Here is a 26,210-nt window from a genome sequence, read left to right on the forward strand (position 1 = left end):
TCTGCGCCACTGCCGCGGACGACGTGTTCAGGTCACCCCCGGAACGCGGTGAACCTCACCTTGAAGGGCAGGTTGTTCTTGGTGTAGCTGGGGTGGGTGTTGGCCAGGTTCAGCGTGATCCGGTTGACGCTGGCGCGGGAGAAGACCAGCGTCGCGCTGCCGTCACCGGCACTGTTGATGCGGATCGGGTAGCGACCGAGTCTTCCGTCCCGACGGTGCAACAGGGCGTAGGCGCGGGTCAGGTAGTAGGGGCCGTTGACCCGGATCCGAACCCTCCACCGGCCAGTCAGCGACGAAGCCGGACGGACGACCACGTTGTTGGAGGCCAGGTGGTTGATCCGGGTCGACAGGCTCAGGTCACGGCGACTGGTGGACAGTGCCCACGTGCCGCCCACGATCGCGCGTGGGAACGTCGACCCCTCCTCGTACACGCGTGCGGGGATGTTGCTGTCGACGGAGAACTTGGAGAACCGGTCGGCCAGGCTCGTGCCACGCGCGCTCAGTGCACTGCGCAGTGCATCCTTCGCGCTCCTGCTGACGGCCCGCCCCCAGATGTCCTTCACGACACCTTCGCCGTACGCCTCGGAGAGATGCTGGAAGAAGACCCAGTTGCCGTACCAGACACTCTGGTGGTCGAGCGAGACCGTGGGGTGGCGCAGGGAGCTGCGCGGCAGGTAATTGCGGTTGTCGTTCGCCTCGTCATAGACCTGTTCCTCCATCCACGTGGCGGTGTCCTCCATCAGCCAGCCCTGCTCATAGGAGTCGTAGCCGAACTGGACGACGTGGAAGAACTCGTGGGCGGCGGTGGCCCGCAACTGGACTGTCGGATTGCCACCGAACTCGGCGAAGTTGTTGTCGAGCACCATGTAGGCGTGGCTCTGGCGGCTGTCCTGCTCGGGCACGGCATAGCCGAAGACGCTCTTCGCGCCCGTGTTGCCGAGGTAGACGTCGAGCTGTCCGTCGGTGCCCTGACCGTTCAGGGCGCCGCGAGTGCCGTCACCGAGCGGGGTCTTGTAGCCCAAGCCGGCGATCTCGCGGTCCCACACGAACTTCATCGTGCGCTGCACCAGGACGGAGAACGACGCACTGGCCTGGTGGGTGCCGCTCTGCGTCCAGTGCACACACACGGTGGTCGAGCAGGCGATCCTGTGGTTCGCGGGGAAGTTCGGGACGTACTCGTCGTCGACGTCGGGGGATCCGGGATCACCGGGCCGGGCCAGCAGGCGTTCGGCCTCGCGTTGCTCCCCGGCGGGCAGGTCGTCCTTCGTCTGCTGGAGCTGCGTCAGCGCGAGGGTGGCATCACCCTCGGTGTGGCCGGCGGCAATCTCCTGCGCGTGGTCCAGAGCGGCCTGCGCGTGGTCGGAGGCATGGTCGTTCGCGCTGCCACGACCGGGGTCGGTCGCGGCGGGCGACGCGGCGTACGACGGGGCCAACAGACCGACGGCAAGGGCCACCGACGTCGCTGCCAGGGCAGCACGGAACAGGGACCTGGGGGTGGAAGGCATGGCCGCAAAGTTACCCCAGTGTCGTCCGCAGGGCCCCAGAAGTCAGGCGGTCCCTGAGATCTTCTCGATCAGGGCCGTGGTGGAGATGGCGGGCGTGCGGGGCAGGTAGACCACCTCGCAGATGTCGGAGAACTCGTCGAAGCGGCCCTTCCAGTCGTCGCCCATGACGAGTACGTCGGCACCGAACCGCTGGATGTAGTCGCGCTTGAGCTCGAGGCTCTCCTCGACGAACACCTCGTCGACCGGCTTGAGTGCGGCGACGATGGCCAGGCGCTCGCCCTGGCTGAACACGGGGGAGCGGCCCTTCTTGCGCTCGTTGAGCGCATCGGCAGAAACCCCGACGACGAGGCGGTCACCCAACTCGGCGGCGCGTTCGATGACGCGGAGGTGGCCGACGTGGAACACGTCAAAGGTGCCGAAGGTGATGACGGTGCGAGGCATGGCGGGAATGCTACCGGGGCCCCACCTGACACAATCGACCCGCGATGAGCATTCCACTGATCACCCCCGCGCCCGAGGCGGACGAGCAACGACGAAGGGGCCTGCGCCGCATGCGCGCCGTGGCTCTCGGCCTGCTCGTCTTCGCCGCCGTCGTGTACGTCGCCACGCGTGGCCAGGACGGATGGCTCGGCTTCGTCAACGCCGGGGCGGAGGCCAGCATGGTCGGTGCGATGGCGGACTGGTTCGCCGTGACTGCCCTGTTCCGCCACCCGCTGGGCCTACCCATCCCGCACACCGCGCTGATCCCGAAGCGCAAGGACGACCTGGGCAGGGGCCTCGAGGAGTTCGTGGGGGAGAACTTCCTGCAGGAGGGCATCGTGCGCGAGCGGGTCAACTCCGCCCAGGTGACACGGCGCATCGGCCACTGGGCGGCGAACCCCGTCAACGCCTCCCGGGTGGTCTCAGAGGTCACCGACATCTCCGTCATCGGACTCGGTCGGGTCAAGGACCAGCACATCGTCGAGCTGGTCGACGCCGTGCTGGTGCCCCGGTTCCGCGAGGAACCGATCGCGCCGATCCTCGGGACGTTCCTCGTCGAGGCGGTCCGCGACGACCTGCACCACGGTGTGGTCGACCTGGCCCTCGAGGAGCTGCACGCCTGGCTGGTGCACAACCACGACACCTTCGTCGAGGTGCTCGGTGAGCGTGCCCCTTGGTGGGCGCCGCCGAAGCTGAACGACGCGGTCACCACGCGCATCCACACCGAGGCGGTGCGCTGGCTCTCCGACATCCGTGACGACCCGCAGCACCGTGCCCGGGCGGCCCTCGACTCGATGCTCGCCCAGCTCGGCCAGGACCTGCTCTTCAACGAGGACACGCAGAAGCGCGCGGAGAACCTCAAGCTGAGACTGCTCGAGCACCCGCAGTTCTCCGCCACCGGCATCTCCCTGTGGAAGGCTCTGCGCAATGCGTTGCTGGCCGCGCTGCGTGACCCCACCGGGCCACTGAAGGCGCGGCTCGAGGGCGAGCTGGTGCGCGTCGCCCAGCGATTCGAGACCGACGAGGGCCTCCAGCGCCGACTCGACGACCTGCTGGCAGACGCCGTCGTGTTCGGGATCTCTCGCTACGGCGCCGAGCTGACCACGGTGATCACCCACACGATCGAGCAGTGGGACGGAAAGGAGGCCGCCGACCGCATCGAGCTGCACGTCGGCCGCGACCTCCAGTTCATCCGCATCAACGGCACGATCGTCGGTGGCCTGGTCGGCGTGATCATCCACGCCGCCACGATCCTGATCCCCTGACCGGTCCGGCGTTCGGACCGGCCCTGACGACCGGGCGGTGAGCCCTCTTTAGGGACTACCGGGTGGGCGAGGGGAGAATGGGCGCATGACGACCGACGTAGGCATCCGCGACGACTCGATCCGGCTCGGGCAGTTCCTCAAGCTGGCCAACCTCGTCGAGAACGGCGCCGAGGCCAAGACCGTGATCGCCGACGGGCTGGTCACCGTCAACGGCGAGGTCGACCTGCGCCGCGGCCGCCAGCTGGTGGTGGGCGACGTGGTCACCCTCGGCACCCTCGGTGCGCGCGTGGCCGTGCACGACCCGGACGCCGACGACGGCCTGCCCTGGTAGCGACCGGTTCGCAGGACGTCGTACGGGAGGTCCTGCGTCGGGGTTGCCGGGGCGACCGGTTCTCAGGACGTCGTGCTCGGACAAGCGACGACGGCCCGCCCCCTGGTGGGGAGCGGGCCGTCGTTGAGCTGTCAGTTCAGGAGACGCCGATCAGGTCGACGACGAAGACCAGCGTCTCGCCGGGCTTGATCACGCCGCCGGCACCGCGGTCGCCGTACCCCAGGTGCGGCGGGATGACGAGCTGGCGGCGGCCGCCGACCTTCATGCCCTGAACGCCGGTGTCCCAGCCGGAGATGACCTGGCCGACGCCGAGGCGGAACTGCAGCGGCGCGCCGCGGTTGTAGGACGCGTCGAACTCCTCGCCGGTGGAGTGGGCCACACCCACGTAGTGCACCGACACGGTCGAGCCGGCGGTCGCCTCGTCGCCGTCGCCCTCCCTCAGGTCGGTGATGACCAGGTCGGTCGGCGGCTCGGGGTCGACGAAATCGATCTCGGGCTTCTCAGTGCTCACAGCGTGTTGCCTCTCAGGTCTGGTGCAGGTAGTTGTCGAGCTGGTCGCGCTCGAACTCGAGCTCGCCGATGCGGCTCTTCACCACATCGCCGATGGAGATGATGCCAGTCAGGGCTCCGTCGGTGAGCACGGGCACGTGGCGGATCCGGTGTTCGGTCATCACCTGCATGAGGTGGTCGACGGGCGTGGTGCCCTCACAGGTCTGCACCTGGGTGCTCATGATCGTGTCGACGGTGGCCTCCAGCACGGCGGGGTCGCTGTGCAGGCGTCGTACGACGTCGCGCTCCGAGACGATCCCGTCGACCGAGGTGCCGTCGTTGCTGACGATCAGGGCCCCTACGTTGTGCTTGGCCAGCAGGCCGACCAGCTCCCGCACGGTGGCGTCGGGGCGAATGGTGACGACGTCTTGTCGTGACTTGCCGTGGAGCACGTCATTGATGCGCATGGGACCTCCCGGTCTCTTGGTGTGACACCAGTCACGCTAGTGGTCCGACGAGGTGGTTGGGTAGGCCCGTGAACACAGTGCGGACGCCGGTGCTCCTGATGGGGTGGCTCTCCGTCGTGCTCCTGCTCGACCGGGCCGACGGTGGGGGAGGCCTGTGGCTGCAACGCGGACTGGGCCTCGGCACCTGGCTGGTGCTCGTGCTGGCACTGCGCTGGTTCACGCCGTTGGTCCGTACGCAGGCACTGGTGGTGGTCGCGTTCGCGACGGTGATCGAGTTCGTCTTCTCGCCGACGCTGGAGGTCTACCTCTACCGGTTCGAGAACGTGCCGGCCTACGTGCCACCGGGCCACGGCCTCGTCTATCTCTCGGCCTGGGCGCTGGGACACACGCCGTTCGTGCGTCGCCACCTCACGCATGCGTCTTACGCCGTGGTGCTGGTCGGCGGCGTGTGGGCCGGGGCGGGCCTGGCCGAGGGCGACGCGCTCGGGTTCTTCTGGTTCCTCTGCCTGGCCGGGTTCCTGCTCTGGGGGCCGTCGCGCGAGGTGTACGTCGGTGCGTTCGTCGTGGTCAGCCACCTCGAGCTGCTCGGCACCGGGCTGGGCAACTGGGCGTGGCAGGCGCACGACCCGATCCTCGGGATCGGGATCGGGAACCCGCCCTCGGGAGCCGCGGGCGGCTACGGCTGGTTCGACCTGGTCGCGCTGCTCGTCGCGCCGTGGCTGCTGGCACGGTTCACACGATGGCGCGGGACGGTCGTCAGCCCAGCGGGGGTTCGTCCTCCGGACGCACGTCCTGGTCCGCGGGTGTCCGACGGCGTGACCTGAGGTCGTGCACCGAGCCGCCCTGCGGGGGCCGGCCCTCGTCGGTCGTGTCGGACGACCCCAGGAAGGCCAGTGCGGCCTCGTGGAGGTGCCCGTTGCTGGCCACCGCGTTGCCACCGAAGGGACCGGGAGTGCCGCCCAACGAGGTGAACTGGCCACCGGCCTCGCGCACGATGATGTCGAGGGCGGCCATGTCGTAGAGCTCCAGCTCGGGCTCGGCGGCGATGTCGACGGCGCCCTCGGCCACCAGCATGTAGGACCAGAAGTCGCCGTACGCACGGGTGCGCCAGCAGCGACGGGTCAGCGACAGGAAGTCCTCGAGCCGGCCGCGCTCCTCCCACCCGGAGAGCGAGGAGTAGGCCAGTGAGGCGTCCTCGAGGCGGCGTACGTCGGAGGTGTGGATCTGGGTCGCCTTCAACAGGGAGCGGCCGGTCCAGGCGCCGTTGTCCCGGGAGGCCCACCACCGGCGCTGCAGCTGCGGTGCGGAGACCACGCCCAGCACGACCTCGTCGTCGACGACCAGCGAGATCAACGTCGCCCAGACCGGCACGCCGCGGACGAAGTTCTTGGTGCCGTCGATCGGGTCGATCACCCAGCGACGCTGGCTGTGCCCGGTGGTGCCCTGCTCCTCGCCGACGACCGCGTCGCGGGAACGCACCCGAGAGAGCGTACGGCGAATGCCCTCCTCGACAGCCTGGTCAGCGTCGGTGACCGGCGTGAGGTCGGGCTTGCTCATCACGTGCAGGTCGAGCGCCTTGAATCGCGCCTGGGTCAGGGAGTCGGCGTCATCGGCCAGGACGTGCGCCAGGCGAAGGTCGTCGGTGTAGTCGGTGGCCATGGACACAGGCTATTCCTCTGCGGGTTTGGCTTGGTCGTGCCCTAGGGTTCAGGGCATGGAGATCAACGGCCTGCCTGCACACCCCCTGATCATTCACGCGGCGGTCGTGCTCGTTCCCGTGGCCGCTGTGCTGGCCGCGACCTACGCCGTGGTGCCCCGCTGGCGCTGGTCGACCCGCTGGCCGATGGTCGGCGCGCAGACCGCCGCACTGATCGCGGTCCTGGCCGCCTGGTTCTCCGGCCGCAACCTCAAGGCGAGCATGGTCGACGCCGGTGCCAACGCCGACCGGTTCCGCTTCCACCAGGAGCAGGCCAACATCCTGTTCTGGGTGACCATCGTGTTCTTCTTCGTGGTCCTGCTGGGCGCGTGGGCACTGGGTGGCCCCTCGGCCCTGGTCTCCGGACGTGGGGCGCGCGGCAAGCACGCCCCGATCATCGAGTGGACCATGGTGTCGATGCTGGTCATCTTCGCGATCGCGGCGATCGCCACGACCTTCCAGACCGGTGAGCAGGGCGCCCGCCTGGTCTGGGGCGGCTAGCGCTCCTGGTCCGGGCTGCCCTCACGCGAGGCCAGCAGCCGCCGGAACGACTCCACCCGCTCGGGGTCGAGGTCGCCTGCTTCCATGGCGGTGTCGAGCCCGCACTCCGGCTCACCGCTGCCGTGCGTGCAGCCGCGCGGGCACTCGTCGATCATCTCCTCGAGGTCCGGGAAGGCGCCGATCAGGTCCTCGGGCTGCACGTGGGCCAGGCCGAACGAGCGGATGCCGGGCGTGTCGATGATCCACCCGTCGTCATCAGGCAGGGCCAGCATGTACGCCGACGTCGACGTGTGCCGCCCCCGGCCGGTGACCGCGTTGACCACGCCGACCTCGCGCATCGCGTCGGGCACCAGGGCGTTGACCAGGGTCGACTTGCCGACGCCGCTGTGTCCGACGAGCACGCTGGTGGTGCCGCTGAGCACGTCGCGCACTGGCCCGACGTCGCCGCCGCGCTGAGTGACGACGTACGGGACGCCGAGGGAGCGGTACGTCGACAGCAGCGTCTCGGGGTCGGCCAGGTCGGACTTGGTCAGGCACAGGATCGGCTGCATGCCCGAGACGTACGCCGCCACGAGGGCCCGGTCGATCAGGCGCGGGCGCGGCTCCGGGTCGGCCAGAGCGGCCACCACGACGAGCTGCGCGGCATTGGCCACGATGACCCGCTCGACGGGGTCGTCGTCGTCGGCGGTGCGGCGCAGGGTGGTGGAGCGTTCGCAGACCTCGACGATGCGGGCCAGTGAGCCGTCGTTGCCCGACATGTCGCCCACGACCCGGACCCGGTCACCGACGACCACACCCTTGCGACCCAGTGGGCGCGACTTCATCGCCATCACCCGTCTGCCCTCGTAGTTGAGGGTGAAGCGGCCCCGGTCGACCGTGATCACGACGGCCTCGACCGCGTCGTCGTACGACGGGCGGTCCTTGGTCCGCGGCCGGGTACGGCGACGCGGTCGGTCGTAGTGCTCGATGTCCTGGTCGGAGTAGCGGCCACTCACGGGCGACCAGCCCCTGCCGGCAGCAGGCCGGCCCAGAACGCAGCGAAGTCGGGGAAGGTCTTCGAGGTGGTGGCGATGTCCTCCACGAGCACGCCGTCGACGGCGGCGGCCAGGATGACACCGGCGTGCGCCATGCGGTGGTCGGCGTACGTGCGGAACACGCCGCCGTGCAGGGCAGCGGGGCGCAGCGACAACCCGTCGGGGTGCTCGGTGACATCCGCGCCCAGGTTGCCGAGCTCGGCGGCGAGGGCAGCCAGCCGGTCGGTCTCGTGGCCGCGAATGTGGGCTATGCCGCGCAGGTGCGAGGGCGAGTCGGCCAATGCGCACAGGGCCGCGATCGCCGGTGCCAGCTCGCCGACGTCGTGCAGGTCGAGGTCGACGCCGTGCAGCGTGCCGGTTCCGGTGACGGTCAGACCGTGTTCGGAGCGGGTGACCTCGCAACCCATGGCTTCCAGGATGTCGCGCAGGGCGTCTCCGGCCTGTGTCGTGCTCTCCGGCCAGTCGCGCACCGTCACGGAGCCACCGGAGACCGCGGCCAGCGCGAGGAACGGTGCGGCGTTGGAGAGGTCGGGCTCGATCTCGTGGTCGACCGCACGGATCGGGCCGGGTGCCACGGCCCAGCGGTTGGCGTCGGAGTCGTCGACCTCGACACCGTGCTGGCGCAGCATGGCGACCGTCATGTCGATGTGGGGGAGGGACGGGACCGGCTTGCCGTCGTGGCGGACGTCGAGCCCCTCGTCGTAACGGGCGCCCGCGAGCAGCAGTGCGGAGATGAACTGGGAGGACGCCGAGGCATCGACCACGACCGTCCCGCCGCGGACGCTGCCGTGACCGGAGACGGTGAACGGGAGCCGGTCTCCGTCGGAGATGTCGACGCCGAGCCCACGCAGGGCGGTCAGGACCTCGCCGATGGGGCGGTTGCGCATGTGGGCGTCGCCGTCGAACGCGATCGTGCCGCTGGACAGTCCGGCCACCGGAGGCACGAAGCGCATGACGGTGCCGGCCAGGCCGCAGTCGACGGCGGCGTCACGGTCGAACGCGCCGGGGGTGACGCTCCAGTCGTCGCCGGTGGTGTCGATGTCGGCGCCGAGCGAGGTGAGGGCGGTCGCCATCAGCTCGGTGTCGCGCGAGCGCAGCGCGCGGCGTACGACGGACGGGCCGTCGGCCAGGGAGGCCAGTACGAGGGCGCGGTTGGTCAGCGACTTGGACCCGGGCAGGGAGACGGTGGCCTCGACGGGTTCGAGGGCGCGTGGTGCGGGCCAGGGATCAGGTGTCGTCACGGGGGAAGGGTATCGACCCGGCGCTGGCGTCACGGAGCCAGCAGGACGGTCTGGGTGTTGTTGCCGGGGTCGGCGTCCTCGGTGCCGTCGTCGGGGGTCACCGTGAAGGTGAGGGTGCTGGTGGTGAACACCTTCATCGCGGTCAGGTCGAAGGTCTCCGGGCCGTCCGCGCCGACGCTGCAGCTGAAGTTGCCCACACCGATGCGGCTGCACCGTCCGTCGAGGAGGTCGAGGACCAGCACCGGGTTGTCGCTGGTGATCTGGAGGGTGGCCGGACCGTGGCTGACCGTGGAGGTGACCTTCCAGATCGTCGAGGCGGCGAGCCGCTCAGCGGAGGCGGTGATCGTCAGGTCGGCCACCGGTGGCGGTGGCGGTGGTGGTGGCGGCGGTGGCGGGGGCTGCTCCGTGGGTTTGTCCGTTGGCTTCGGCTCGTCCTTCGGCGGCGGGGCGGGGGAGTCGACGGGCGGCGCGGCACTGGTCGGTGGGACGACGGACGGCTCGGTCGTCGGGGCCGTCGAGGTCACCGGTGGCGCCGACGTCACGGGCGCAGGAGCTGGCACCTTGGCCTTCGGCGGGGCCTTGGACTGTGCTGGCGCCGGCTGGGTGGCCGTCGGTGAAGGACTGTCGGTGGTGGCCGGTGCCTCGGCCCGGTCCCGCGCGGCGGGGGCCGGGTCGTCGCCACCGGACATGACCGCGAACGAGACCCCGGCGACGGCGGTCACCGCGACGACCCCGCTGACGGCCGCCACCTGGGTGTTGGCGGCGACGAAGTCCTTGATCCGGTCGACGAAGAGAAGCAGGAAGCCCTTGGTGGCCAGCGATCCGGCGCCGGCGAGGTAGGCCATGCCGGCGGAGCTGCCCAGGAGGAGCGGCGCCAGCAGGGCGCCCAGGTTCGAGTTGACCTCGGTCAGCTCGAGGTAGATCGCCATGCAGCCACGACACTCGTCGAGGTGCTTCTCGATGCGGGTGGCGTCGCGCTTGGCCACGCCCTGGCGCACGTAGGCGCCGAGGTGGTCGTGGGTCCAGCGGCACTCGGGCGCCTCGAGCTCTTCGGCGTGGGAGTTGAGGAAGGCCTGCCGCAGGCCCTCGCGGGCCCGGTAGGCAAGTGCCGACACGGAGTTGGGGCTCATGCCCAGCAGGGCGGCCACCTCGGCGGGCTTCTGGCCCTCGACCTCGGTGTGCCACAGGACCAGCTGCCACCGCTCGGGCAACGAGGCGAACGCCTTGGCGGCCGCGGCGTTCTCGAACCCCTCGACGGCGGTGTCGCGGAACGGCACCCCGGGGTCGAACGGCTCCAGGTCGTCGGTGGTGTGCAGCCGCGACCCGGCACGGATCCGGTCGACGTGGAGTCGGCGTACGGCGGTGAGCAGGTAGGCGCGGAACGCGACGTCGGGGCCGCCTCCGCCCTGGAGCACCTTGAGCACCTTGGTGAACGCGTCGGAGACGAGGTCGTCGGCGTCGGAGGGGCTCATCAGCTGGCGGGCCAGGCGGCGGGCCGCGCCCACGTGGCGCTCGAACAACTGGCCGTATGCGGACGTGTCGCCACCCCGGACGGCCGAGATCAGCTCGGCATCGCCCAGTTCCTCGAGTTCGGGAAGTGTGGTGCTCACGGTTGTCCAACGATCCAGTTCGCAATTGATGACGCTGTTCAGCGTAGTCCTCTGCGGACCCGGCCGCGCGGGCCCCGGAGCTGCCGGGGCAGACGTGCCCGGGAGAAAGTTTTGCGAAACCGCGTCATGAAGCCCGCCCCGCCCCGTTTCAAGGTCACGAGAACGTCGAGCATGACGAACCGAGGGGAGCAGGGCCGTGGGTTTCTTCGACACGTTGGTGCGACGAAGCAACACGGATGGTCCCGAGGCGATGGGCTCACTGGACGAACGCGTACGGCTGGGGTTGCCGGCGCCGTTCGAAGCAGTGGGAGAGGCTCTCGCCTCGGGATCAGGCTCCGCTGAAGCCTGTGAAGTGGCAGGACGGGCTCTGGCCAGGGACGGAGCCTCGCTCGACGAGGCGCTCGACCAACTGGGCCAGACCAGTCGTGCCGTCACGGGAGGGGAACCGGCCTTTGACGACATCCGTGCGCTGTCCATGGCATGGAGCGAGTCGACACTGGCCTACCTGCACCAGCTGTCCTGCGAGGACCCGCTCACGGGTCTGGCCAGTCTGGCGCACATCCGCAGCCGCCTGTCGGAGCTGTACCGGGGACAGCTCGGACGGGACGCTGCGGGAATCGAGGAGACCCACGCCCTCGTGGTGATGGAGATCCCGGAGGAGCGGCCGGGTCACGGTGCCGACCAGTTCACGCGAGCAATGAGGCTTTCCCGCCTCGGGGACGCTGCGCGAACTGTCTTCAGCGGCACCGAGACCATCGGTCGCTCCGGCACGAACCGGGTCGTGGTGGTCGTGGATAGGGACGCGCAACTGGGTCGCCGTGTGGCGCTCGTGCGCACTTTGCTGGGGATGGCCGACCACCCGACCAGGATCTGGATCGAGGGATTGCCCTCGACCGACCGCGCGGCAGCCGCACTGCTCGACGAGCTCTGCCGCACCTGAACCTGCCGTACCTGAACCTGCGGGGGGGAACTCGGCTCGGGGAGGCGCCGACCACCGTGTGCGGGTGGTCGGCTCCTCGGTGCCTCGACCCGCCCGTCGCGACCTCGCAAGCTCGGTCGCGGGGCTTGCTCGACCCGCCTCGCTACTATCCGTGCACTCCTTCGTCGTGCACGGATAGTCTCGGCGCATGTGTGGACGCTATGCCTCGTCGCGCCAGCCCGAGGACCTCATCGAGGAGTTCGAGGTCCAGGAGTCGTTGGTCCCTGAGCCGCTGGAGGCCGACTACAACGTGGCCCCGACCAAGGACGTGTACGCCGTCCTCGAACGGCCCGCCAAGGAAGAGCGTCCGCAGCAGCGCCAGTTGCGCGTCCTGACGTGGGGTCTGATCCCGTCGTGGGCCAAGGAGGCCTCGATCGGCAACCGCATGATCAACGCGCGCATGGAGACCGTCGCCGAGAAGCCGGCGTACCGCCGTGCCTTCGCCTCGCGGCGTTGCCTGCTGCCCGCCGACGGCTACTTCGAGTGGTACAAGACCGAGGAGCAGACCAAGTCCGGCAAGCCGAAGAAGCAGCCCTACTTCATCCGCCCGCAGGACGGCGGGGTGCTGGCCATGGCGGGGCTCTACGAGATCTGGCGTGACCCGTCCCGGGCCGACGACGACCCGGCGCCGTTCCGCTGGACGTGCACGGTGATCACCACCGACGCGGAGGACTCGCTCGGCCGGATCCACGACCGCATGCCGTTGATGGTGCCCGCCGACCGCTGGAGCGACTGGCTCGACCCGACCAGCAAGTCGACCGACGACCTGCTGTCGTTGCTCGAACCCGCAGCCCCCGGGCGACTCGAGGCGTTCCCGGTCTCGACCCTGGTCAGCAACGTGCGCAACAACGGCCCTGAGCTCATCGAGCCGCTGCCCGTCGAAGGGGTGGAGTGATGGTCAACGTCGAGAAGATGCTGCCCACGCCGTACGGCGACGCACGGCTGGTGTCCTCACGCTCCCGTCGCCCGGTCGCCACACTGCTGCTCAGCCACGGCGCCGGTGCCGGGATCGACACTCCCGACCTGGAGGCACTGGCCAAGGCCCTGCCCGGCCAGGGCATCACGGTGCACCGCCTCGAGCAGCCGTGGAAGGTGGCCGGAAAGAAGGTCGCGACCGCCCCGCCCACCCTCGACGTGGCCCTGAAGCTCGCCGCGGACCACCTGCGGCCGCGAACCCCGTTGATCCTCGGCGGCCGCTCCGCTGGGGCACGCTCGGCGGCCCGTTCGTCGCGCGCCCTGGGGGCGTCCGGCGTACTGGCCCTGTCGTTCCCGTTGCACCCACCGGGGCGGCCGGAGAAGAGCCGGGTCGACGAGCTGCTCGGCGTGAAGGTGCCGCTGCTGGTCGTGCAGGGCGCCCGTGACCCGATGGGCCGGCCCGAGGAGTTCCCGGCGGGCACCGAGCTGCTCGAGGTGCCCTACGCCGACCACTCGTTGCGGGTCGGCAAGGCCGCACCCCTGAGCGGTGACGACGTCACCGCGATGATCGTGGAGGCCACCCTGGAGTGGATCGTCCGGGAGGTCACCGGGCGCTGATCCGGCCCTCCGGGAATCAACCACGGTCCGGTTCTGTTCTGGACTATGTGATCGCCGTACTCGAACGTCCCGCCGCCCCGGTAGTCTGGGAGGCGATGACTGAATCCCTGACGACCGATGTCGACATGACCGAGGTCGACATCGCCAACGAGACCGACGCGCAGCGCTCGATGCGGTTCGAGCGCGACGCCATGCCCTTCCTCGACCAGCTCTACTCGGCCGCGATGCGGATGACCCGCAACCCGGCCGACGCCGAGGACCTGGTCCAGGAGACCTTCGCGAAGGCGTACTCCGCCTTCCACCAGTACAAGCCCGGCACGAACCTCAAGGCCTGGCTCTACCGCATCCTCACCAACACGTTCATCAACACCTATCGCAAGAAGCAGCGCCAGCCGCAGCAGTCGATGGCCGAAGACGTGGAGGACTGGCAGCTCGCCCGCGCGGAGTCACACTCCTCGACCGGGCTCAAGTCGGCGGAGATGGAAGCCCTCGAGCATCTCCCCGACTCCCAGGTGAAGGACGCGCTGCAGCGTCTCCCCGAGGAGTTCCGCCTCGCGGTCTACCTCGCCGACGTCGAGGGGTTCCCCTACAAGGAGATCGCCGAGATCATGGAGACACCCATCGGCACCGTGATGTCCAGGCTGCACCGCGGCCGGCGCCAGTTGCGCGACATGTTGTCGGGCTACGTCCGCGACAACTACCTGCTGAAGTCCGCCCCGGAAGGTGACGAGTGATGACCGGGCAGAACGAGACCGAAGACTGTTCGGACTTCCTCGAGCGCATCGTCTACCTCATCGACAACGAGCTCGACGAGGCCGACTGCTCGGTCGTCCGCCAGCACCTCGACGAGTGTGGACCGTGCCTCGCGAAGTACGACCTCGAGCGCACCGTCAAGGCCGTCGTGGCCCGCTCGTGCTCCGAGTCGGCGCCGCAGGGCCTGCGTGAGCGGGTGCTCGTGCAGTTGCGCCAGGTGCAGGTCCGGATCACCGAACAGTGACCCACGACGAGTGAAGTGTCCGGGCCGATTCGCGGCCCGGGTGGCTTTACTGCGACAATGGCCGCCGCAGATCTCCAGGAGGAAACCATGGGCAAGACCGGACGCAAGCGCCGCTCGCGCAAGAAGAAGGGCGCGAACCACGGCAAGCGCCCCAACGCCTGATTCGTCAGGCCTGCTGAACCCCCGAGCCAATCCCTTTGGCGAGGGGGTTCGTTCATTTGTCGCGAACCGTGGGTTTTTGATGCGCGAGCCTGCAACTCTTGCGCCTCGAACCGGCAATTCTTGAGTACGCCGTTGGCCGTCGGCGCGCATGGTGCGCGAGACTCACTGCATGTCGACCGCTGACCTCACCGCCGCCCTGACCTTCACCGTCACCGACGACGACACCGCGCTCGCGGTCGGCAGCGGCTCCCTTGCCGTCCTCGGCACACCGCGGCTGCTGGCCTGGTGTGAGGCGGTCACCTGCGCGGCGATCGAGCCCACGCTGGCCGAGGGCAGTACCTCGGTCGGCACCCGTGTCTCCCTGGAGCACCTGGCCGCCAGCAAGGTCGGCGCCGAGGTGGTGGTCACCGCCTCGTCGTCGTACGTCGACGGGCGGCTGGTGCGCTTCGCGGTCTCCGCGCGCGACGGCGGCAAGCTGGTCGGCAACGGCGAGGTCACCCGGGTCGTCGTCGACGCCGAGAAGTTCCTGTCCCGGCTCTGACCTCAGCTGAAGCGCAGGCCGAACGCCAGCAGGTCGATGCCCTCGACCGGCGACCAGTCCGCCTCCGGGAGCCGGGTGAAGCCGAGGGCGGCGTAGAGCCGGTGCGCCGACTTCATGGTCGGCAGCGACGAGAGGCGTACGCCGGCAAGCCCGCCGGCACGAGCACGGTCGAGGCAGGCAGCCACCAGGGCACGGCCGACACCGCGACCTCGTGCGGTGGGAGCGACCACGAGCATCCGGAACTCACCCTCGTCGTCCTCGGCCGTCTCGCGCCACTTCGACCCGGTGGGGCAGTACGTCACAGCCCCCAGGAGCAGGCCCTCGTCGACCGCGACCAGCAGCTCGGCTCCGGTGGCTCGCGCCTGCGCGTCCTTCAGCTCGGCCACGTATTCGGCAGTGGCATGGATGTACCCCTCGTCGACGTACACCGCCGCGGTCAGCTCGCCGATGCGACTGAGCTCGGCGGCGTGCGCCTCCCTGACCTCCATGCTCAGATGCCGAACGTGGCGCGGGGGTAGGCCGCCTCGACGTCGGTGATCACGTTGACCAGGTAGGGCACACCGGAGGCGAAGGCGCGGTCGATCGCGGCACCGATCTGACGGGGATCACTCACCGTCTCGCCGGCGCCGCCCAAGGCCTTGACCACCTCGTCGTACGGCGTGCGCGGTGCGAGGTCGGCGGCCACGTCGTAGCCGTAGAGCATCTGCATCGGGCCCTTCTCGAGGCCCCATGCGGAGTTGTTGCCGCAGACCATCACGACCGGGAGGTCCTGGCGCACGAGCGAGTCGACGTCCATCAGCGAGAAGCCCGCCGCGCCGTCGCCGAGCAGGAGCACGACCTGGGAGGAGGGGCGGGCGATGCGGGCCGCCATCGCGGAGCCGAGTCCGGCGCCCAGGCAGCCGTAGGGCCCGGGATCGAGCCAGCACCCGGCCTGCTTGGGCTCGACGAACTTGCCGGCGAAGCTGACGAAGTCGCCACCGTCGCCGATCACGACCGCGTCGTCGGCCAGTCGCGGCACCAGCTCGCCGTAGATCCGAGCCGGGTGGATCGGGTCGGCCTCGGCGGAGAGCAGCGCGCTGTCGCGCTCGACGGCCGCTGCCACGCCCTGCTGCAGCGCCGAGACCCACGGCGACCAGTCGGGCTTGCGCACCACCTGGTGCATGGCATCGACCAGGGCTTCGAAGAGCAACGACAGGTCGCCGTACGCCGACCCGGCGAGCGTGGCGTGTCCGGAGACCTGCGCCTCCGAGTCGGCGATGTGCACGACCTCTGCGACCGGCGCACCGTCCTTGCCGCCGAAGACGCCGTAGCCGAGCCGGAAGTCGAGGGGCGTGCCCACCACGACGACGAGGTCGCTGGTGCCCAGTGCCTGGCCGCGGGCCTTGGTCACCAGCAGGGGATGTCCGCCGGGGACCACGCCGCGACCCATGCCGTTGGTGATCGTCGGGATGCCGATGGCCTCGACGAAGCTGCGGGCGGCCACGTCGGCCCCGTCGGCCCACACGTCGGTGCCCAGGACCAGCACCGGCCGTTGCGCACGACCGATCAGCTCGGCGATGCCGGTGACCGACTCAGGGTCCGCGACCGCCGGGTCGGTACGCCGCACGCCGGTGAAGTCGCTCGTCGCCGAGTTGAAGAACTCATCCATCGGCACGTCGACGAAGGCCGGGCCCCGATGCGGGGAACGGGCGGCTGCGAACGCGTCGTCGATGCCGCCCGCGATGTCTCCGACAGTCGGCAGGGTGCGCGCGTGCTTGGCCACCGGTGCGATGATCGGCGGCTGGTCGAGCTCCTGCAGGCTGCCGGTGCCCCAGCGGTTGGCCGGCGCGCGACCGCCCACCACGACCATGGGGGAGCCGGCGAACTGGGCCTGTGCGATCGCGCTGACTCCGTTGGTGACACCGGGGCCGGCGGTCAGCACGGCCAGGCCGGGAACGCGAGTGAGCTTGCCGGTCGCCTCGGCCGCGAACGCCGCCGTCTGTTCGTGGCGTACGTCGACCAGCCGCATCGGCGGGTCGGCCTTCACCGCGCCGTCGTACATCGGGAACACATGGGCCCCGGAGAGGGTGAACATGGTCTCGACGCCGTGGGCGCGGGCCACATGCACGGCGAGCTCGCCGCCGTGGCCGGTCAACGATCCGCTCTCGTCACTCATAACCAGAGGTTAGCCATCACCCAGGTGGTGTGGGTTCGACTCGCGCAGCCGGTCGATGAGGACGAGCAACAGATCGGCCCGCAGCTCGGGCGCCGGGGTCGAGAAGGCGATCTTGAGATAGAGGGCACGCAGGAACGACTGCGCGTTGAACGTCGTCAGGAACGGGTTTCCCTCGCCTCCGCTGGCCGTTGCGGCGTTCGCCAGCCGCGCGATCCAGGCCTCGAGCACCCCGATCGGGACCAGGTTGCGGCGCAGGACGATCGCGGTGGCCTCGGCCATCCGGTCCGGCTCGCCGCAGACCAGCAGCTCGGCGTTGGGCAGGAGCAGTCGGTCCGCCAGCACGTCGAGCAGCACGGTGAGCTCGTTGGACGTGAAGTGCGGCGAGCCGGCGAGGATGCCGATCGCGTCGGCGCCGTGCGCCGCGGCATGGGCCCAGCCCTTGCCCTCGACGAAACCGCGCAGGTCCTGCTCGCGGACGTACCAGCTGGCGATGCGGTCACCCCACTCCAGCACCTTCGACGAGGACAACCCGATGTTGTTGCCCCGGTCGAGGCACTCGGCGAGAACCAGCGCGGAGAAGCTTCGGCGGAACACGGTGTCGGTGCCGCTCTCGCCGATCCCGACGTCGAGGCCGGCGGCCATTCCGTCGCCGAGTCCGACCAGCAGGTCGTCGTACACACCGCGCTCGATCCAGGTGGCCAGGACCTGGTAGGCGGTCGTGTCGCGCTGCACCGGATCGGTGCTGCCGAGCATGGTGGTGAGCTCTGTGGTCAGCTCGGCGAGGGGGCGATCGGTCGGCACGGCCAGATCGTGGGTGAGCACGTGTTCCCAGATCGTTGACGCCATGCGCGCCAGTCTGCCAGTAGGTCGACCGGTCGCCGTGACGAGCCTCCGGGCATGAACGATGCTGGACAGCATCCGTGGCACGTCCGGCGATGACCACTACTCTGGCGCAGTGCCCACTCTCGATGAACTGGCCAAGGCGCACACGGACCTCGACTCCGGCGACCTGGCCTGGCTGCAGCGGTTGATGGCCGACTGGCAGATCATCGCCGACCTCTCCTTCGCCGACCTGGTCCTGTGGCTGCCTGACCACGAGGGCAAGGGATTCTGGGCCGGCGGCCAGATGCGCCCGACCACGGGTCCGACCGCGCTCCTCGACGACGTCATGGGCACGTTCGTGCCGGTCAACCGCAGACCGATGCTCGACATGGCCTTCGCACAGGGTCGGGTGATCCGCGAGGGCGACCCGGAGTGGCGCGACGACGTGCCGGTGCGGGTCGAGACGATCCCGGTCCGTCGTGGCGACCGGGTGATCGCGGTGGTCGCCCGCAACACCAACCTCCTGGGCGTGCGGACGCCGAGCCGGCTCGAGCTCTCCTACTTGCAGACCGCGGCCGACCTGACCCAGATGATCAGCCAGGGCCTGTTTCCCTCGGCCGGCGAGCGCAGCGACCACGCCGACACACCCCGGGTCGGCGACGGCTTCATCCGCGTGGGACTCACCGGCATCGTCACCTACGCCTCACCCAACGCCCTCAGCGTCTACCGGAAGCTCGGCCACACGGGTGACCTGGTCGGACACGTGCTGACCGATCTGACCCGGCAGCTCGTGCCGCCTCGCAAGCGACCCGATGAGGAGACGCTCAGCTCCGTGCTCGGCGGCCACCTCCACAAGGATGCCGAGATCACCGGCAGCGGCGCCGCCGTGATCGCGCGCAGCATTCCGCTGCGACCGGCAGGCGAGCACATCGGAGCGCTGATCCTGCTGCGTGACGTCACCGACCTGCGGCGGCGCGACCGTGAGCTGGTCACCAAGGACGCCACGATCCGCGAGATCCACCACCGGGTGAAGAACAACCTGCAGACCGTGGCCGCGCTGCTGCGACTGCAGGCCCGACGCATGGACACACCAGACGCCAAGGCCGCGCTCGAAGAGGCCGTACGCCGGGTCGGGTCGATCGCCATCGTCCACGAGACCCTGAGCCAGGCCGTCGAGGAGCACGTCGAGTTCGACGAGATCGCCGACCGCCTGGGACGCATGGTCACCGATGTCAGTGCGGTGGGGGAGTCGGTGCGCGTCGTACGGACCGGCACCTTCGGAGTGCTCGCCTCAGAGGCCGCCACGGCACTGGCCATGGTGATCACCGAACTGCTGCAGAACGCGGTCGAGCACGGCTACTCCACCGGCGACTCGGGCCGCATCACCCTCGACGCCAGGCGCATCGTGGGTCGGCTGCACGTCACGATCGAGGACGACGGGCAGGGGCTGCCCGACGGCTTCGACCTCGACGGAACCGTCAACCTGGGCCTGTCGATCGTGCGCACCCTGGTCGAGTCGGAGCTGGCCGGAGTGCTCGACATGGGAGCCGCGCACGCGCCGTTGCAGCACGGCACGCGGGTCCAGATCGATCTTCCGATTGAGTGAACCCTGGTCTCGGGCGTGCTTTCGGCGCATTCGAAACGTGCCGAGGCCCGGTGACCGAAAGCAGACCTGAGGCCGCGACTACGCAGTGCGGACGCGAGCCCGGGCGTTGCGGCGCTTCAGCGCGCGACGCTCGTCCTCACCGAGTCCACCCCAGACGCCGTGGTCCTGTCCCGCCTCGAGGGCCCAGGCGAGGCATTGTTCGCGCACCTCGCAGCGTCGGCACACCTGCTTGGCCTCCTCGATCTGAAGGATCGCGGGACCGGTGTTGCCGATCGGGAAGAACAACTCCGGGTCCTCATCGAGGCATGCGGAGCGATGGCGCCAATCCATGGCGGGGGACTTCCTTTTCACTAGCGGCGTCAACGACCTGTGGATCGTTGCGTAAAAGTTCGGTGTGCGCGCAGGCTCTCGCGAACCTGTTCAAGGCGCACGCAATAGATTCGCAAGAACTGGACCCCGTGACAACCCCTTACCGGGGTCACTTTGGTCACAAGTATGGTTTTTACCCGTGAGCACCCTCCCCGACAGCGCAACTCCGGCGCCCCTGACCGTCGCAGCCAGCCTGACCGGGGTCGAGGGCGTGGCAATGCTCGGGTACGGCGTCCTGGAGCTCTTCAACGTCTCCACGGAGCGCCTGACCATGGGTCTGACCACCGCGCTGTTCTTCGGCGGGTACGGCGTCTTCCTGCTCTGGGCCGCGTGGTCCATGAACCGGGGCGGGTCCTGGGCGCGCAGCCCGATCGTGCTCACCCAGCTGCTCCTGCTCGGCATGGCCTGGAGCTTCCGCGGCGGTGAGACGACCGGGGTGGCCATCGGCCTGCTCGTGGTGGCGCTGATCGTGCTGGTCGGAGCCCTGCACCCGGCCAGCATCGACTTCCTCGCGGACGACGACGGCGCCGAGGTCGACTGAACGTCACCTGGCCGAGGGCTCAGTTCGAGTCGGCCAGTGCCTCACGCAGGTGGTCGAGGGTCTTGCTGAGCAGTCGTGAGACGTGCATCTGGCTGACCCCGACCTCCGTGGCGATCTGGGACTGCGTCATGTTCTTGAAGAACCGCAGCATCAAGATGTTCTTCTCGCGGGGTGGCAGCTGCTCGAGCAACGGCTTCAGCGACTCGCGGAGCTCCACGTGCTCGAGGCCCTCGTCGTCGATGCCCATCGTGTCGAGCATGCTCAGCGAACCCTCTTCGCTGCTGTCGCTGCCGGCGTCGAGGGACAGCGTCGAGTAGGCGTTGCTCGACTCGATGCCCTCGATGACCTCCTCGACCGAGCAGCCGATCGCCCCGGCCAGCTCGGACGGCGTGGGGGAGCGGCCCAGCGACTGGTTGAGCTCGGCGGTGCACGCACTGATCTGCATGCGGAGCTCCTGGAGGCGCCGGGGAACCCGGATCGCCCAGCCCTTGTCGCGGAAGTGCCGCTTGATCTCGCCGATGATCGTCGGGGTGGCGTACGTCGAGAACTCCACCCCGCGGTCGGTGTCGAAACGGTCGACGGCCTTGATCAGCCCGATGGTGCCGACCTGGACGAGATCCTCGAACGGCTCGCCACGGTTGCGGAAACGGCGTGCGCAGTGCTCCACCAACGGCAGGTGCAGGCGCACCAGGTCGTCGCGGGCTCCGGACCGCATGGCCTCGCTCAGGCCGTCGTCAGCCACCCTGTCGAAGAGCGCAGCACTGGCTGCCTTGATCTCCGCCAGCGGCATGCGCTGTGGGGGTCCCCCGGTTTCGGCACTCATGTCAGGCGTCGACCGTCGAGTTCATCGTCATCGTCACCGCGAGCGTGCCGTCACCGGTCGACAGATCGGCGTGCGTGGTCAGGGCGCTGAGCACCTGCCACGCGAAGCCGTCCTCCTCCGGCAGATCTGCCGTGGTGCTGGGCACCGTGATCGTGATGGTGACCTCGCCGGACTTCATGAAGAACTGGCAGGTCAGGTCGGTGCCCTCGGTCGCGGAGGGCAGCACCATGGCGCAGGCCTCGCCGACGGCCATGCGGAGGTCCTCGATGTCATCGAGGGTGAAGTCGAGCCGGGCGGCCAGGCTCACCGTGGTGGCCCGCAGCACGGACACGTAGGCGCTGTCTACGGGAAGTCGGAGCTCGACATCGGGTCGCATGCGGACAACATATCGCCTGCTCCGCTCGTGCGGGCGGAGCCCGGCTCGACGACCTCTTCGCCGGATGGTCACGATCGCCGGGCCTTCACTTGTCGCCAAGGCGTCGGGCACGGAGCAATGCGTTCACCTGAACACACAGTTCGCCGTACGACGGGGGCAACGCACGCTCAGACGATGGTCCCCGGGTCTGAACTGTATGTTCAAGTGAACGCGAAGGCCTGAACGGCCGACCCGGCCGTGGTGCCGGTAAACGGAGAAGGGCGCCGCGCTGGCGCGCGACACCCTTCCTTTGGACGGCGAAGGCCTGAACGGCCGACCCGCCCGTGGTGCAGGTAAACGGTGAAGGGTGCCGCGCTGGGGCGCGACACCCTTCCTTTGGACGGCGAAGGCCTGAACGGCCGACCGCCCGTGGTGCCGGAAACGGTGAAGGGTGCCGCGCTGGCGCGCGACACCCTTCCTTTGGACGGCGAAGGCCTGAACGGCTCGACTCCGTCGAGATCGTTCAGGCCTTCTTGGTCTCCCAGAAGATCTCGGCGATCTCGTCGATCTTGGCGAGCAGCTGGTCGGCCACCTCGGCGTCCATGGAGCCCTTGGTGCCGGTCGCGCCGGCAAGCTTGGTCGCCTCGTTCACCAGCGTGTGCAGCTGCGGGTACTTCTCGAAGTGCGGGGGCTTGAAGTAGTCGGTCCACAGCACCCAGAGGTGGTGCTTGACCAACTCGGAGCGCTGCTCCTTGATCAGGACCGCGCGGGTGCGGAAGTCCGGGTCGTCGTTGTCGGCGAGCTTGCCGATGACGGCCTTGATGGACTCGGCCTCGATACGGGCCTGGGCGGGGTCGTAGACACCACAGGGCAAGTCGCAGTGGGCCTGGACCTCGACGGTGGGGGCGAACAGTCGCGCAAGCATGCTTGGCGTCCTCTCCTTCGACAGATGAACGTTGACGGTTGAGCTGACTGCGACACTACTCCGCATGGGCAGAGGACGGCAGGCGGGTGTCACTGGCCGGTTCGGCATCGCCGTCGTCCGCGGCAGGTCGATGGAGCCGGGCCTGCGCGACGGAGATCGGGTCCTCGTGCGCTACGACGTACCCGTGGGGCCCGGCGACGTCGTGGTGGCCCGGTTCGTCGACGGCACCCTCGTGGTCAAGCGGGTCGACGGGGCCCGCCAGACCCGTTCGGGCGATCCGGGTTGGTGGCTGCTCAGCGACAACCCGGGGGAGGGGATCGACTCCCGGCACCGCGGGGTCGTGCCGGCCGAGGCGGTGCTGGGCGTCGTACGGCGCCGGGTGTGGCCGATCCTGCGGCGGTGACGCGCGTCTCACTTCTTCGGCACGGAAGGAATCGCCATTCTGTGCGCGCCCGGGTTATGACAAGATGACCGGCAGGGAGACCCCCTGGTCCGACAAGTTCCGCGAACCACCTCTGACGCGTCGAGCTGGGCCCGCCCACACCGCACTCTCTTACGAAAGTCCGTCATGCCTTCCTCTGTGAACGACAACGCGGAGCACCCGTTCGCGGGCGACCCCGTCTTCGACCTGCACGTCGGCGGGAAGATGGAGATCCGCTCCCGGGTCGAGCTGGCCGGGGCCGACGAGTTGTCGCTCGCCTACACGCCGGGTGTGGCCCGCGTCTGCGAGGCGATTGCCGAAGACCCCGAGATGACCCGCCACTTCACGTGGGTGCCCAACACGGTGGCCGTGGTCACCGACGGAACGGCCGTCCTGGGCCTGGGCGACATCGGACCGGCCGCAGCCATGCCCGTGATGGAGGGCAAGGCGGTGCTGTTCAAGCAGTTCGGCGGCGTCGACGCGATCCCGATCTGCCTGGCCACCACCGACGTCGACGAGATCGTCGAGACCGTGGCCCGCATGGCGCCGTCCTTCGGCGGCATCAACCTCGAGGACATCTCTGCGCCGCGCTGCTTCGAGATCGAGCAACGGCTCAAGGACCGCCTCGACATCCCCGTCTTCCACGACGACCAGCACGGCACCGCCGTGGTCGCCCTGGCCGCCCTGAAGAACGCGCTGAAGCTCACCGGGCGCCTCGCCGAGACGACCCGCGTCGTGATCTCCGGTGCCGGCGCCGCGGGCGTGGCGGTCACCCGGATCATGCTCGAGGCGGGCATCAAGGACATCGCCGTCATCGACCGGCAGGGCGTGCTCAACTCCGAGCGTTCCGACCTCACCCAGGTCAAGCAGGACCTCGCCCGCGACACCGCAGACAACTTCGGTCGCACGGGCAGCCTGGCCGACGTCATGAAGGGCGCCGATGTCTACATCGGTGTCTCCGGTGGCAACGTTCCCGAGGAGATCGTGGCGACCATGGCGGCCGACGCGATCATCTTCGGCCTGGCCAACCCCACGCCCGAGGTGCACCCCGACGTCGCCCACCGGCACGCCCGCGTGGTCGCCACCGGCCGGTCCGACTACCCCAACCAGATCAACAACGTGCTGGCCTTCCCGGGCATCTTCCGGGGCGCGTTCGACGTGCACGCCCGGGCGATCACCGAGGGCATGAAGCTGGCCGCCGCCGAGGCGCTGGCCGATCTCGTCGGCGACGCGCTCACCGAGGACTGCATCATTCCCTCGCCGTTCGACCCGCGGGTCGGCCCGGCGGTCGCGGCCGCGGTGGCCGAGGCGGCTCGTCGCGACGGAGTCGCCCGCATCACGGATGACTGACCACCACCGACTGACCAGCGACTGACCACCCAGCCGGCAAGGCTCCACACCTCGCTAGGCTCGGGTCATGTTTGCGGTCTATGCAGAGAAGTTCTCGTCCGAGGATCCGCTGAGCGGCCTGGTGGTCGGGGAGCGTCCCGACCCGGTCGCCCCTGATGGCTGGACGACGGTCACCGTCAAGGCAGCCTCGCTCAACCACCACGACCTCTGGTCGTTGCGCGGGGTCGGGCTCCGCGAGGAGTCGCTGCCGATGATCCTCGGCTGCGACGCCGCGGGTCTCGACGAGGACGGCAACGAGGTGCTCGTGCACGCCGTCGTCAGCGACCCGGACTGGTCCGGCGACGAGACCTTCGACCCGAAGCGCTCCCTGCTCTCCGAGCGCCACCAGGGCACCTTTGCCGACAAGGTGATCGTGCCGAGGCGCAACGTGATCGCCAAGCCCGCCTCGATGTCGTTCGCCGAGGCGGCCTGCCTGCCGACCGCCTGGCTCACCGCGTACCGCATGCTCTTCACCCAGGGTGGGCTCAAGGCCGGCGACAGCGTGCTGGTGCAGGGCGCCGGCGGCGGCGTGGCCACCGCGCTGATCACGCTGGCTCGTGCCGGCGGCCTGAAGGTGCTGGCCACCAGCCGTGACGAGGCCAAGCGGACCCGCGCCCTCGAGATCGGCGCCCACGAGGTCTTCGAGTCCAACGCCCGGCTGCCGATGAAGGTCGACGCGGTCATGGAGACCGTCGGCCGCGCCACCTGGTCCCACTCGATCCGGGCCCTGCGACCCGGTGGCAGGATCGTGATCAGCGGTACGACGTCCGGCCCGCAGCTCGACGACGCCGAGTTGACCCGCATCTTCTTCCTCCAGCTGAGCGTGGTCGGCTCGACGATGGGCACCAGCCGTGAGCTGGCCGCCCTGACCCAGATGCTGGACGCCACCGGCACCCGCCCCCTGATCGACCGTGAGATCCCGATGGCCGACGCAGGTGAGGGCTTCGCGGCAATGGCGAAGGGTGACGTGTTCGGCAAGATCGTCCTCACCCGATGACGGCACCGGGCCGGCACCTGGTCACCGGCGCCGGCTCGGGGATCGGTGCGGCGGTCGCCCGCATCCTCGCCGGTCGCGGCGACGAGTTGTGGCTGCCCGCCCGCTCGGCGCAGCGTGCCGACGACCTGTCACGCGAGTTCCCCAAGGCGCACGTGTTCGTGGCCGACCTCGCCGACCCTGCCTCCCTGGAGAAGTCGCTGACCGGCCTGCCCGATGCCCTCGACAGCGTGCTGCACATCGCGGGTGTCGTCGAGCTGGGTCCGGTGGCGGAGCTCGAGGTGGACGACCTTCGCGCGCAGCTCGACGTGAACCTGGTGGCCCCGATGCTGCTCACCAAGGCCTGTCTCCCGGCGCTGCGTGCTGCGCGTGGCCTGGTGCTCGTCGTGAACTCCTCCGCCGGTCTCACGGCGAACGCACACTGGTCGGCCTACGCCGCCTCGAAGTTCGGGGTGCGCGCGTTCGCCGACGCCCTGCGTGCCGAGGAGCAGGGGAACGGCGTACGCGTCACCACCGTCTACCCCTCACGTACGGCGACGGCGATGCAGCAGAAGGTGCACGAGCAGGAGGGGGCGGCGTACGACGCGAGCAACTGGATCGATCCGCAGACCGCGGCCGGGACGATCGTCCACGTGCTCGACCTGCCGGGGGACGCGACGATCCCCGAGGTGACGATCCGGCCGGCTCCACGACAGGGCTGACCTGCTGAGCACGGCTTGATCGGCAGACAAGCAAGACGGCCCCGCGGCTCATCGAGTCGCGGGGCCGTTCTGCGTCTGGAACCAGGGCGTGTCCTAGTCCTCCGGATCGTCGAGGCGGGCCAGCCAGGTGGCCAGCCGCTCGACGGGTGTCTCGAACTCCGGGAACGTGTCGGTGAACTCCTGCAACCGGTCGGCGACCCACGCCAGGGTGACTTCCTCGTCACCCCGACGCTTCTCGAGCTCTTCGATGCCGCGGTCGGTGAAGTACATCTGGTTCA

Annotated in this window: 33 protein-coding genes; 17 read left to right on the forward strand and 16 right to left on the reverse strand. The window is 69.4% G+C overall.

Going from position 1 to position 26,210, the window contains the following annotated elements; all coding sequences use genetic code 11:
* Positions 1–32 precede the first annotated feature (32 nt).
* Positions 33–1,505 carry an MXAN_6640 family putative metalloprotease gene (locus ASD66_RS23065; RefSeq protein ID WP_056892406.1) on the reverse strand — a complete coding sequence of 491 codons (1,473 nt, stop codon included), beginning with the start codon at positions 1,503–1,505 and terminating at the stop codon, positions 33–35.
* A 42-nt stretch (positions 1,506–1,547) separates the two neighbouring features.
* Complete coding sequence (locus ASD66_RS23070; protein ID WP_056686284.1) at positions 1,548–1,946, reverse strand: adenylyltransferase/cytidyltransferase family protein; 399 nt, start codon at positions 1,944–1,946, stop codon at positions 1,548–1,550.
* Between the two features lie 44 nt (positions 1,947–1,990).
* Between ASD66_RS23070 and ASD66_RS23075 the strand changes: the two genes are divergently transcribed.
* Positions 1,991–3,250: a DUF445 domain-containing protein gene (locus ASD66_RS23075; protein ID WP_056686286.1), complete on the forward strand. Its 1,260-nt coding sequence runs from the start codon at positions 1,991–1,993 to the stop codon at positions 3,248–3,250.
* Positions 3,251–3,335: 85 nt separating this feature from the next.
* On the forward strand, positions 3,336–3,581 hold the full coding sequence (locus ASD66_RS23080; protein WP_056686291.1) for an RNA-binding S4 domain-containing protein: 246 nt from the start codon (positions 3,336–3,338) through the stop codon (positions 3,579–3,581).
* A gap of 136 nt (positions 3,582–3,717) precedes the next feature.
* Here ASD66_RS23080 and ASD66_RS23085 read toward each other — a convergent pair whose 3' ends face one another.
* Positions 3,718–4,092, reverse strand: a complete 375-nt coding sequence (locus tag ASD66_RS23085) for an FKBP-type peptidyl-prolyl cis-trans isomerase (RefSeq protein ID WP_056892407.1) — start codon at positions 4,090–4,092, stop codon at positions 3,718–3,720.
* A 13-nt stretch (positions 4,093–4,105) separates the two neighbouring features.
* Positions 4,106–4,537 (reverse strand): CBS domain-containing protein, encoded by a 432-nt coding sequence (locus tag ASD66_RS23090; RefSeq protein ID WP_056686296.1) that lies wholly within the window; start codon positions 4,535–4,537, stop codon positions 4,106–4,108.
* Between the two features lie 68 nt (positions 4,538–4,605).
* Here ASD66_RS23090 and ASD66_RS23095 point away from each other — a divergent pair, with 68 nt between their 5' ends.
* On the forward strand, positions 4,606–5,361 hold the full coding sequence (locus ASD66_RS23095) for a hypothetical protein (RefSeq protein ID WP_056892408.1): 756 nt from the start codon (positions 4,606–4,608) through the stop codon (positions 5,359–5,361).
* Here ASD66_RS23095 and hisN read toward each other — a convergent pair.
* Positions 5,294–6,196, reverse strand: a complete 903-nt coding sequence (gene hisN, locus ASD66_RS23100) for a histidinol-phosphatase (protein ID WP_082599698.1) — start codon at positions 6,194–6,196, stop codon at positions 5,294–5,296. The genes ASD66_RS23095 and hisN overlap by 68 nt on opposite strands.
* A 55-nt stretch (positions 6,197–6,251) precedes the next feature.
* On the opposite strand from hisN, the gene ASD66_RS23105 reads away from it, so the two are divergent.
* On the forward strand, positions 6,252–6,734 hold the full coding sequence (locus tag ASD66_RS23105; RefSeq protein ID WP_056686301.1) for a hypothetical protein: 483 nt from the start codon (positions 6,252–6,254) through the stop codon (positions 6,732–6,734).
* Here ASD66_RS23105 and rsgA read toward each other — a convergent pair.
* Genes rsgA through ASD66_RS23120 form a run of 3 tightly spaced genes read right to left on the reverse strand, consistent with a single transcriptional unit; the run spans position 6,731 to position 10,619 of the window.
* Positions 6,731–7,729, reverse strand: a complete 999-nt coding sequence (rsgA, locus tag ASD66_RS23110) for a ribosome small subunit-dependent GTPase A (protein ID WP_056686304.1) — start codon at positions 7,727–7,729, stop codon at positions 6,731–6,733. The genes ASD66_RS23105 and rsgA overlap by 4 nt on opposite strands.
* Positions 7,726–9,009 (reverse strand): 3-phosphoshikimate 1-carboxyvinyltransferase, encoded by a 1,284-nt coding sequence (gene aroA / locus ASD66_RS23115; RefSeq protein WP_056892409.1) that lies wholly within the window; start codon positions 9,007–9,009, stop codon positions 7,726–7,728. Before aroA ends, rsgA begins: the two co-directional genes overlap by 4 nt.
* Before the next feature lie 29 nt (positions 9,010–9,038).
* Complete coding sequence (locus ASD66_RS23120; RefSeq protein WP_056892410.1) at positions 9,039–10,619, reverse strand: sigma-70 family RNA polymerase sigma factor; 1,581 nt, start codon at positions 10,617–10,619, stop codon at positions 9,039–9,041.
* A 196-nt stretch (positions 10,620–10,815) separates the two neighbouring features.
* Between ASD66_RS23120 and ASD66_RS24840 the strand changes: the two genes are divergently transcribed.
* From ASD66_RS24840 to ASD66_RS23150, 7 genes are all read left to right on the forward strand, one after another.
* Positions 10,816–11,559, forward strand: a complete 744-nt coding sequence (locus ASD66_RS24840; protein ID WP_162254308.1) for a hypothetical protein — start codon at positions 10,816–10,818, stop codon at positions 11,557–11,559.
* A 187-nt stretch (positions 11,560–11,746) separates the two neighbouring features.
* Positions 11,747–12,493 carry an SOS response-associated peptidase gene (locus ASD66_RS23130; RefSeq protein WP_056892411.1) on the forward strand — a complete coding sequence of 249 codons (747 nt, stop codon included), beginning with the start codon at positions 11,747–11,749 and terminating at the stop codon, positions 12,491–12,493.
* Complete coding sequence (locus ASD66_RS23135) at positions 12,493–13,131, forward strand: alpha/beta family hydrolase (protein ID WP_056686320.1); 639 nt, start codon at positions 12,493–12,495, stop codon at positions 13,129–13,131. The genes ASD66_RS23130 and ASD66_RS23135 overlap by 1 nt, the downstream gene beginning before the upstream one ends.
* Before the next feature lie 95 nt (positions 13,132–13,226).
* Positions 13,227–13,865 carry a sigma-70 family RNA polymerase sigma factor gene (locus ASD66_RS23140; protein ID WP_056686780.1) on the forward strand — a complete coding sequence of 213 codons (639 nt, stop codon included), beginning with the start codon at positions 13,227–13,229 and terminating at the stop codon, positions 13,863–13,865.
* On the forward strand, positions 13,865–14,128 hold the full coding sequence (gene rsrA / locus ASD66_RS23145; protein ID WP_056686322.1) for a mycothiol system anti-sigma-R factor: 264 nt from the start codon (positions 13,865–13,867) through the stop codon (positions 14,126–14,128). The genes ASD66_RS23140 and rsrA overlap by 1 nt, the downstream gene beginning before the upstream one ends.
* Positions 14,129–14,215: 87 nt before the next feature.
* The gene (locus tag ASD66_RS25740; RefSeq protein ID WP_396378553.1) at positions 14,216–14,290 is read left to right on the forward strand and encodes a 50S ribosomal protein bL37; all 75 of its coding nucleotides are present in this window, start codon (positions 14,216–14,218) and stop codon (positions 14,288–14,290) included.
* Positions 14,291–14,459: 169 nt separating this feature from the next.
* Positions 14,460–14,831 (forward strand): thioesterase family protein, encoded by a 372-nt coding sequence (locus tag ASD66_RS23150; RefSeq protein ID WP_056892489.1) that lies wholly within the window; start codon positions 14,460–14,462, stop codon positions 14,829–14,831.
* A 2-nt stretch (positions 14,832–14,833) separates the two neighbouring features.
* Here the strand turns inward: ASD66_RS23150 and ASD66_RS23155 are convergent, their stop codons facing one another.
* Genes ASD66_RS23155 through ASD66_RS23165 form a run of 3 tightly spaced genes read right to left on the reverse strand, consistent with a single transcriptional unit; the run spans position 14,834 to position 17,832 of the window.
* A complete protein-coding gene (locus ASD66_RS23155) occupies positions 14,834–15,319 on the reverse strand; it encodes a GNAT family N-acetyltransferase (protein ID WP_056892412.1) in 486 nt (161 codons plus the stop codon).
* A 2-nt stretch (positions 15,320–15,321) separates the two neighbouring features.
* Complete coding sequence (locus ASD66_RS23160) at positions 15,322–16,986, reverse strand: acetolactate synthase (RefSeq protein WP_056892413.1); 1,665 nt, start codon at positions 16,984–16,986, stop codon at positions 15,322–15,324.
* A 9-nt stretch (positions 16,987–16,995) separates the two neighbouring features.
* Entirely contained in the window at positions 16,996–17,832 is an 837-nt protein-coding gene (locus tag ASD66_RS23165; RefSeq protein ID WP_056686331.1) for a DUF2785 domain-containing protein, read from the reverse strand.
* A 109-nt stretch (positions 17,833–17,941) separates the two neighbouring features.
* On the opposite strand from ASD66_RS23165, the gene ASD66_RS23170 reads away from it, so the two are divergent.
* Positions 17,942–19,414 carry a sensor histidine kinase gene (locus ASD66_RS23170; protein WP_056686785.1) on the forward strand — a complete coding sequence of 491 codons (1,473 nt, stop codon included), beginning with the start codon at positions 17,942–17,944 and terminating at the stop codon, positions 19,412–19,414.
* Positions 19,415–19,492: 78 nt separating this feature from the next.
* Here ASD66_RS23170 and ASD66_RS23175 read toward each other — a convergent pair whose 3' ends face one another.
* Complete coding sequence (locus tag ASD66_RS23175; RefSeq protein ID WP_056686333.1) at positions 19,493–19,744, reverse strand: WhiB family transcriptional regulator; 252 nt, start codon at positions 19,742–19,744, stop codon at positions 19,493–19,495.
* A gap of 178 nt (positions 19,745–19,922) precedes the next feature.
* On the opposite strand from ASD66_RS23175, the gene ASD66_RS23180 reads away from it, so the two are divergent.
* A complete protein-coding gene (locus ASD66_RS23180; RefSeq protein ID WP_056686336.1) occupies positions 19,923–20,324 on the forward strand; it encodes a hypothetical protein in 402 nt (133 codons plus the stop codon).
* A gap of 19 nt (positions 20,325–20,343) precedes the next feature.
* Here the strand turns inward: ASD66_RS23180 and ASD66_RS23185 are convergent, their stop codons facing one another.
* From ASD66_RS23185 to sodN, 3 genes are all read right to left on the reverse strand, one after another.
* Positions 20,344–21,147, reverse strand: coding sequence for an RNA polymerase sigma factor SigF (locus ASD66_RS23185; RefSeq protein WP_056686339.1), 804 nt, complete (start codon positions 21,145–21,147; stop codon positions 20,344–20,346).
* A gap of 1 nt (position 21,148) precedes the next feature.
* Positions 21,149–21,523 carry an anti-sigma factor gene (locus tag ASD66_RS23190; RefSeq protein ID WP_056892414.1) on the reverse strand — a complete coding sequence of 125 codons (375 nt, stop codon included), beginning with the start codon at positions 21,521–21,523 and terminating at the stop codon, positions 21,149–21,151.
* A 502-nt stretch (positions 21,524–22,025) separates the two neighbouring features.
* Positions 22,026–22,427: a superoxide dismutase, Ni gene (gene sodN / locus ASD66_RS23195; RefSeq protein WP_056686344.1), complete on the reverse strand. Its 402-nt coding sequence runs from the start codon at positions 22,425–22,427 to the stop codon at positions 22,026–22,028.
* A gap of 64 nt (positions 22,428–22,491) precedes the next feature.
* Between sodN and ASD66_RS23200 the strand changes: the two genes are divergently transcribed.
* The 4 genes from ASD66_RS23200 (at position 22,492) to ASD66_RS23215 (ending at position 25,932) form a co-directional block, all read left to right on the forward strand.
* Positions 22,492–22,830: a S24 family peptidase gene (locus ASD66_RS23200; protein WP_056686347.1), complete on the forward strand. Its 339-nt coding sequence runs from the start codon at positions 22,492–22,494 to the stop codon at positions 22,828–22,830.
* Positions 22,831–22,995: 165 nt separating this feature from the next.
* On the forward strand, positions 22,996–24,198 hold the full coding sequence (locus ASD66_RS23205; RefSeq protein ID WP_056892415.1) for an NADP-dependent malic enzyme: 1,203 nt from the start codon (positions 22,996–22,998) through the stop codon (positions 24,196–24,198).
* A gap of 67 nt (positions 24,199–24,265) precedes the next feature.
* A complete protein-coding gene (locus ASD66_RS23210) occupies positions 24,266–25,234 on the forward strand; it encodes a zinc-binding dehydrogenase (protein ID WP_056892416.1) in 969 nt (322 codons plus the stop codon).
* Positions 25,231–25,932: an SDR family oxidoreductase gene (locus ASD66_RS23215; protein WP_200950171.1), complete on the forward strand. Its 702-nt coding sequence runs from the start codon at positions 25,231–25,233 to the stop codon at positions 25,930–25,932. The genes ASD66_RS23210 and ASD66_RS23215 overlap by 4 nt, the downstream gene beginning before the upstream one ends.
* A 93-nt stretch (positions 25,933–26,025) precedes the next feature.
* Here the strand turns inward: ASD66_RS23215 and ASD66_RS23220 are convergent, their stop codons facing one another.
* Positions 26,026–26,202 (reverse strand): DUF6104 family protein, encoded by a 177-nt coding sequence (locus tag ASD66_RS23220; protein WP_235530257.1) that lies wholly within the window; start codon positions 26,200–26,202, stop codon positions 26,026–26,028.
* Positions 26,203–26,210 lie beyond the last annotated feature (8 nt).

Origin of the sequence: Nocardioides sp. Root151 (genome assembly GCF_001427925.1) — a bacterium.
GTDB lineage: Bacteria > Actinomycetota > Actinomycetes > Propionibacteriales > Nocardioidaceae > Nocardioides.